Raw genomic sequence first — 6,838 nt, 5'->3', positions numbered from 1 at the left:
GGGGGGGGGGGGGAGCCGATGATGAAGTAATGGCTGTTCCAGAACGCGAACACGGTCGCGGCCCAGGCGCCGACGCCGTTGGCGGTCGCCGACAGCAGGAAGGCCTGCTTCGCGGTCGGCTTTTCAATCCGCAGGATCGGCAGCGACAGCAGGATGCCGACCAGGAGCGCGATGCCCATCAGCTTCCAATAGTCGGGGTTCTCGACCGGACCGGTCCAGGCGAATTTCGGCTCGCGGCTGGCGTTGAGGATGCCCCAGTAAGGACCGACGCCGCCTTCGAAGAATTTCCAGGGCTGATCGATGGCCTCGACGATGTTGTATTCCATGCCGATGGCTTCGGCGCGGCTGACGAAATTGCGCAGGATCAGGGCTTGCTGGAACGGACCCGGATCGGCGTTGCGCAAATTGTAGCCCTGGCTCGGCCAGCCGAACTCGGCGATCACGATGCGCTTGCCGGGGAACAGGTTGCGCAAGAGATTGTAGCGGTCGACGGCCTGGTCGACCGCCTGGTCGGAGCGGAAGTTTTCCCAATAGGGCAGCACGTGCGCGGCGATGAAATCGACGCTGGAGCCGAGGTCGGGATTGTCGCGCCAGATGTTCCAGATCTCGCCGGTGGTGACGGGCACGCGGACCGAGCCCTTCACCTTCTTGATCATGTCGATGAGGTCTTCGACCTTCTGCTCGCCGCGGTAGATCACCTCGTTGCCGACGACGACGCCGACGACGTTGCTGTTCTTGCGGGCGAGCTCGATGGCGGCCTTGATCTCGCGCTCGTTGCGATCCTTGTCCTTGTCGATCCAGGCGCCGACGGTGACCTTGAGGCCGAACTCGGCCGCGATCGGCGGCACCAGTTCCACGCCGCCGGTGGACGAATAGAGGCGGATCGCGCGCGTCATGGTCGACAGCGTCTTCAGGTCGGCGCGGATTTTCTCGACGGTCGGGATGTTGTCGATGTCGGGGTGGGCCGAGCCCTCGAACGGCGCGTAGGAGACGCTGGGCAACAGGCCCTTGAAGTCGGGCGCGGGTTCCTTGTCGCGCAAGACTCCCCATAGCCCTGCGTGAAGCGCAGACACGAGCAACAAAACGGCGGCGACAACGCGCATCGCGGCTAAACCAAAAGGGGCTGAGGGGGCAGGGAAGCGGATCCGCCCCCGAGATCCGACCAAGTCCGCGGCAAAGGGAGCATATCTCCGTCGCACGGTTTCACAACTGTCATGGCCTCATGTCCTTATGAGGGCATGGCCTTTTTCGAACGACGCGCGGCGGTGCCAACCGCGTCTATGGCCGATCGTTTCTGAACGACAGCTGAAACGATCGCGGCTATTTCTGGGGCGCCGGCGTCGGGCTTGCCGCGGGCGATGGGCTGGCGGCCGGCTGCGGCTGCGCATTGTTGGCCGCGGGAGCGGCCGGCTGTGCCGCTGCGGCCGCCGCCTGCTGCGGCTGGGCCGCCGGGTTGATCCAGCAGGCATGCACGCGGCTGTCCAGGGTCTCGGCGACCTTGGGATCGATCTGGCCGCCGAACCGGGTCAGGCAGCGGAAGGCCGCCTGGATGTGGCCGCCGGGGCAGCCGAAGCGGTCATAGAGGTCGAGATGGCGGAACGCGGTATCGAGGTCATCCCGCCACATCAGCCGCACCACGCGCCGGCCGAGCCAGACGCATTCGGGATTGCCGGCCGGGCCGCTGATGACCTGGGCCGCTTCGGCGAATTCGTCGGTGCGGCGCTGGTTCTGGGCCGCATCCTTGGCGGCGTCGGCGGGCTGGGCGGCGGCCTTGCCCTGGTCCGGCGCGGGCGTGCCGCTCTGGGCGGAAGCGCCACCGAGACCGGCGAGAACGAGAAGGCAGGAGACGGCCAAGGTGGCGGCGAACTGCCGCAGGACCGCATTTCGTGACTCGAACACCCGTTGCCGCATGAATTCCCCAATGTATCCGCTGGCCGTCCGCGTCAGGATCCCGCGGACGCGCCGGTGATGGCGTCCAAATGGGTCTCCAATGCGGCGGAAAAGTCTTTCCGAGTCCATGACCTGTATTTGGAATTTTGTCCAGCAAAGTCACGATGCTAGGCCCCGGTCGAACAGCCGCAGCCCCATTCCTTAAGGGCAGGCGCGGATCCTTGAGAGTGGATCGGCATTTGGACACCCGCTTGGGCACCCTCTTTGGACACCCCCTTGGCAGACGGCGTGCAAGCAGGTAATCGACGGACCCTTCGCGGAGGACGGAACCGATTTCACTTCGTACGCCACTGGCGCTTCTGCTCGTTTCACTGGGTGCGATTGCTGCCGTGTGGTGGTGGTTGGCGACGCCGATCACGCTCGCGCGCGCCCCGATCGATCCCGCCGAGAAGGTCCAATGCGTCTCCTACGCGCCGTTCCGCGGCGAGCAGACGCCGCTGAACGCGTGGACCCATATCGAGGCCGAGCAGATCGAGCAGGACCTGCGCCAGCTCAAGGAAATCACCGACTGCGTCCGCACCTATTCGTTGGAGAACGGGCTCGACCAGGTGCCGGCGATCGCCGCCAAGGTCGGCGGGCTGAAAGTGCTGCAGGGCATCTGGCTCTCCAGCAACCGAGCCAAGAATTTTGAGCAGGCCGCGCTCGCCATTCGTCTCACCAAGGAATTCCCCGCGATCATCACCGCCGTCATCGTCGGCAACGAGGTGCTGCTGCGCGGCGAGATGACGACGGCGGACCTCGTCTCGATCATCCGCCTGGTGAAGACGCAGGTCAGCGTGCCCGTCACCTATGCCGACGTCTGGGAATTCTGGCTGAAGAACCGCGAGGTCTATGACGCCGTCGACTTCGTCACCATCCACATCCTGCCCTATTGGGAGGATATGCCGGTGAAGGCGAAGTTCGCCGCCGCCCATGTCGAGGCGATCCGCGAGCGCATGGCGGTGGCGTTTCCGGGCAAGGAAATCCTGATCGGCGAGACCGGCTGGCCGAGCGAGGGGCGCATGCGCGACGGCGCGCTGCCCTCACGCACCAACCAGGCGCGGGTGGTCTCGGAAATCCTGGCTCTGGCGAAGGCGAACAAGTTTCGCGTCAATCTGATCGAGTCCTACGACCAGCCCTGGAAGCGAAAGCTGGAGGGCACCGTCGGCGGCTATTGGGGCCTGTACGACTCGGTGCGCCGCAGCTTGAAATATCCGCCGGGCGAGCCGATCAGCAATTTCCCGTACTGGAAATGGTACATGGGCGCCGGCATGGGCCTTTCCGTGCTGGTGTTCGCGGTCGCGCTCATCACGCTGCGCCGGCGGCCGTGGACGCCGCGCTTCTCGGCCTGGCTCGGCGTCGCCATTTCGGCGACGACGGCGGGCAGCCTGCTCGGGATCGGCGCCGACAAGCTGTATTATGAGAGCTACGGCGTCGGCGGCTGGCTGCTCTGGGGCGCGCTGCTCGCGGCCGGTATCCTGTCGCCGATCTTCTGCGCGCAGGCGATGGTGATCGGCCGCAGCCTTCCGACCTTTCTCGATCTGCTCGGTCCGCGCGAGGGCCGAAAATGGTCGAAGCTCACCGCGGTGCTCGGCCTGACGCTCGCGGTGACGGCCGTGATCGCGGCCGCGACTGCGCTCGGTTTCGTTTTCGACCCGCGCTACAAGGATTTTCCCTACGCCGCGCTGACGATGGCGGTCGTGCCGTTCGCGCTGTTGATGCTGAATCGGCCGCAGATCGGCCAGCGTCCGATCGCGGAATCGGTGTTCGCGGGCGTGCTCGCGTTGTCGGCGGTGTTCGTGCTGTTCAACGAGGGCCGCGACAATTGGCAGTCGCTGTGGACCTGCACGATCTATCTGTTGTTCGCGCTCACGCTGTGGCGGGCGCGGGCCGAGCAAACCCAAGAATGAACAGGCCGATCGCCAGGCCCGACAGCACGACATTGTAGAGCACGATGCCGAGGCCGGCGGCGATGATGCCGACGGTGAGCAGCACGATCGACGGCCGCATCAGGTTCAGCGTCGCAACCACCAGCGCGACGATGCCGAACACCGAATTCTTGAACAGCACCGTCGAGACCGACCGCGCCTTGCAGATCATCGTCTGAAGCCCGGCGTCGCAGGTGAGAGCGACCTGCGACAGCTCGATCGCAAGGTAGCGCAGATAGAGCGCATAGCCGACGGACGCGAAACCGACGACGATCAGGAACTGCACCTGGTAGGGCGAGAGGCGGAAGGGCTTTTTTGTCATGGCGGCAATATGGTCGTGATGGCGCGGGCAGGCAACAGGGCAGGGGATGTTTCTGTTGATCCGGCTCGCCCACGACGTGCGCGAGGGGCCGTCAAAGCCGGCTTTGCGTCGCCCGATTCTGGTCCGCGAGCCGTCGCTCGTATTTCTCAGCCAATGCAAGCAGGCGTTTTCTGATGTAGGGGTCCGCCTGCTCGGCCAGCTCGCGGATCAACGCGAGTTGCTCCCGCAGAAACTTCGCGTCCGTCATCTCCGCTCCGAATCAAAATCCGTCGCGGATACTGCCGCCTTACGCGGACCTCTTCCCTATCATTTGGTATGTTTGCCTATTTCAATCCCAGCCGGCGCTCGACCCAGCCAAGAACGAACAGCACGAGCAGCGTGACGGCGATCGCTGCGGCGACCAGCAGCCAGGCTCCGAGCGCGCAGGCAATCCCGAGGCCCGCCGCAATCCAGACGGTTGCCGCGGTCGTGAGGCCGTGCACGGTCTTCGCCTTGGCGTCGTGCAGGATGACGCCCGCGCCGATGAAGCCGACACCGGTCAGCACGCCGGCAACGACGCCCTGAATGACCCGGGAGATCGCATCGGGGTGGTCACGCAGATTCTGGAACTCGATCACGGAGATCGAGACCAGCGCGGAGCCCAGAGCGACAAGCGCCAGGGTGCGCATTCCGACCGGCTTGTCGTTCATGTCGCGGTCGATGCCGATCAGCAGCCCTGTTCCCGCCGCGACGAGAAGCCTCAGCACATCATCCAGTTCGTTCATCGAAGCTCGTGCGTTTCGGGAGACGGACGCTTGGCGTGCGCCCGGCAGATCGGGACTAAACGCCAACTTGGTGAGAAAGAGCCGCTGAGATCCAAGCGTCCGATGGTCGCATGCCCGCGCAACTCTGAGCGATCATCGGCGATCAGGCAGCGCGAGCCGCCGTTCGACAAGGCGATGGCGCCGACCAGCCTGGTCGACGCCATCTGCCAGAGTAGAACGCGACCGCGCACCATCACTTCTTGCTGGTGTTCGAGCCCGTGGTGGTCTGCATCTTCTGTCCCGGCGCGCTCTCCGAGTGGCCCGGTCCCTTGGTGGTATTGGTCTGGTGACCAGGGGCGTATTCGGACGCGCCGGGTCCTGTCGAAGGCTTCTTTGTGTTGTGCATTTGCTGACCCGGCGCGTTGCTCGAGGCGCCCGGCGATTTCGTCGTTTGCGCAAGCGCCGGAGATGCCGCCAGAAGCGCGGCCGTTGCGATGATCAATGTCTTCACGTGGGTTTCTCCCGAGGTCATGGAGGCGGGCGCGCGTGATTTCTCACATCGGCCGCTCCGGTTCACGACCGGGACAACTTGGCAATTGACGGGTGGTTTCTCTTCTCGGACCGAAATTTAGGTTCATCGGCGCGCGCAAAAACACGCCGGCATTCACCGCCCGTTCAGGCGCAATGTTTATCGCCTGAAGAACGACGACAGCGTCGATCCCGCGGACGCAGACGCGGTCTCCGGCTTCGCCGGCGCGGGCTGCGCCGCAGGCGGGGGCGCGGGCTCTTCGCGCTTCGACGAGCGCTTGGAGGAGTAGCTGCGGCGGCGCTGCGGCTTCTCGGGCTTTGCACTCGGCGCGGGCGCGGTTTCGGCTTGCGGGACCGCGTCCTGGTTCTTCTCGGAGTTCTTCTCTTGAACTCTGTCCTGGGACTTCTCTTGTCCCTTCTCCGATCCGCCGCGCATCGAGAGGCGCTGGCCGTCGAAGACGGTGGTCTCGCAGTGACGATCGTTCTCCGCGAGGCTCGCGCAGAATTTTGCGGCGGCGGCGGCGTTGACCAGCGGACCGGCACCCAGGCGAAGCTGCATGCCGAGGCCGGTGTTGCCTTCCTTGATCATGATGATCGGTCGCAGTGCTGCGATTTCCGGATTGGTTTTGCTCAGGCCGCGCCAGAGCGCGCGCAGGCCGTCGATCGAATTGGCGCCGCCGAGGTCGATCGCGAAACGCGTCTGCTGGACCGCGATGGCGGGGGATTCGTTCTCGGCTGCCTCAGGTGCCTTCGCGGCTGTCGCGACGACTTCGGTCGGGGCGGGCGCCGGCTCGACTTTCTTCTCGGCGGCCTTCTCGTTTGTCTCGGGCTGAATCAATTTCGACGCGGCTGGATCGGGCGGCGCCATGATCGACTTGGACGGCACCAGCGGTATGGTCGGCAGCGCCGAAGTCGCTGCCAGCGGCTGCTGCACGAGCGAGGCGGCGGCGGCAGTCTGCGGTGGCAGGCTCGACGGCTCCTTTGCAACTTCCTTGAGCGTATCCTTGACCGTGACCGTATCCTTGGGCGTGTCCTTGGGCGTGTCCTTGGCGGCCTCGGTGCGGGGCTTGTCGCCGGCGGAGGCGGGGGTCGAAGCGACCGGCGCGACGCTGGGCGCCGTCGGCGTGGCATCCTGCGGCTTGCCGGGCTGCGGTGGTGCGGTGGGTTGCTTGGCGATGGCGCCGGTGACGGAATCGAGCCCTTGCTCGACCACGGTGACACGGGAATAGAGCCGGTCGCGATCCGTGTTCAGCGTCTCGATGGCGGCCGCAAGCCGGCGGGCCTCGTTCTGGCTCTCCTTGGCCAGCGCCTGGAGCCGCTCTGCCTGGCGCGCGAGATCGGCGGACGCAACCTGGTCGCGCCGCCAGCCGAGTTGGGCCTGATTGGCC

At 65.5% G+C, this 6,838-nt stretch carries 8 protein-coding genes; 1 reads left to right on the top strand and 7 read right to left on the bottom strand.

The window, feature by feature from the left end; translation table 11 throughout:
• Both IC66_RS0122375 and IC66_RS0122370 read right to left on the bottom strand, forming a co-directional pair.
• Positions 1–1,103: glycosyl transferase family 2 (locus tag IC66_RS0122375; RefSeq protein WP_038949111.1), on the bottom strand; the 1,103-nt coding region annotated here is incomplete at its 3' end.
• 217 nt (positions 1,104–1,320) lie between these two features.
• Positions 1,321–1,911, bottom strand: a complete 591-nt coding sequence (locus IC66_RS0122370; RefSeq protein ID WP_028144541.1) for a hypothetical protein — start codon at positions 1,909–1,911, stop codon at positions 1,321–1,323.
• A gap of 368 nt (positions 1,912–2,279) precedes the next feature.
• On the opposite strand from IC66_RS0122370, the gene IC66_RS0122365 reads away from it, so the two are divergent.
• On the top strand, positions 2,280–3,839 hold the full coding sequence (locus tag IC66_RS0122365) for a glycoside hydrolase family 17 protein (protein ID WP_038949110.1): 1,560 nt from the start codon (positions 2,280–2,282) through the stop codon (positions 3,837–3,839).
• On the opposite strand, the gene IC66_RS0122360 is transcribed toward IC66_RS0122365, so the two are convergent.
• From IC66_RS0122360 to IC66_RS0122340, 5 genes are all read right to left on the bottom strand, one after another.
• On the bottom strand, positions 3,799–4,179 hold the full coding sequence (locus IC66_RS0122360; protein WP_028144543.1) for a hypothetical protein: 381 nt from the start codon (positions 4,177–4,179) through the stop codon (positions 3,799–3,801). The genes IC66_RS0122365 and IC66_RS0122360 overlap by 41 nt on opposite strands.
• Positions 4,180–4,270: 91 nt before the next feature.
• A complete protein-coding gene (locus IC66_RS47155) occupies positions 4,271–4,426 on the bottom strand; it encodes a hypothetical protein (RefSeq protein WP_161966444.1) in 156 nt (51 codons plus the stop codon).
• 76 nt (positions 4,427–4,502) lie between these two features.
• Positions 4,503–4,943: an MgtC/SapB family protein gene (locus tag IC66_RS0122350; RefSeq protein ID WP_018317958.1), complete on the bottom strand. Its 441-nt coding sequence runs from the start codon at positions 4,941–4,943 to the stop codon at positions 4,503–4,505.
• Positions 4,944–5,175: 232 nt separating this feature from the next.
• Complete coding sequence (locus IC66_RS0122345) at positions 5,176–5,433, bottom strand: hypothetical protein (protein ID WP_028144544.1); 258 nt, start codon at positions 5,431–5,433, stop codon at positions 5,176–5,178.
• A gap of 177 nt (positions 5,434–5,610) precedes the next feature.
• A partial coding sequence (locus IC66_RS0122340; RefSeq protein ID WP_038949109.1) for a hypothetical protein occupies positions 5,611–6,838 on the bottom strand: 1,228 nt, incomplete at its 5' end.

Origin of the sequence: Bradyrhizobium genomosp. III, assembly GCF_000261705.1 — a bacterium.
Lineage (GTDB): Bacteria > Pseudomonadota > Alphaproteobacteria > Rhizobiales > Xanthobacteraceae > Bradyrhizobium > Bradyrhizobium ottawaense.
Note: the sequence above shows the minus strand (reverse complement) of the source record. Positions and strands in the feature narration are given on the sequence as shown.

Coding starts and splice junctions, on each gene's coding strand:
- IC66_RS0122350 (WP_018317958.1), bottom strand. CDS start 4,943: ATGAACGAACTGGATGATGTGCTGAGGCTTCTCGTCGCGGCGGGAACA.
- IC66_RS0122370 (WP_028144541.1), bottom strand. CDS start 1,911: ATGCGGCAACGGGTGTTCGAGTCACGAAATGCGGTCCTGCGGCAGTTC.
- IC66_RS0122360 (WP_028144543.1), bottom strand. CDS start 4,179: ATGACAAAAAAGCCCTTCCGCCTCTCGCCCTACCAGGTGCAGTTCCTG.
- IC66_RS47155 (WP_161966444.1), bottom strand. CDS start 4,426: ATGACGGACGCGAAGTTTCTGCGGGAGCAACTCGCGTTGATCCGCGAG.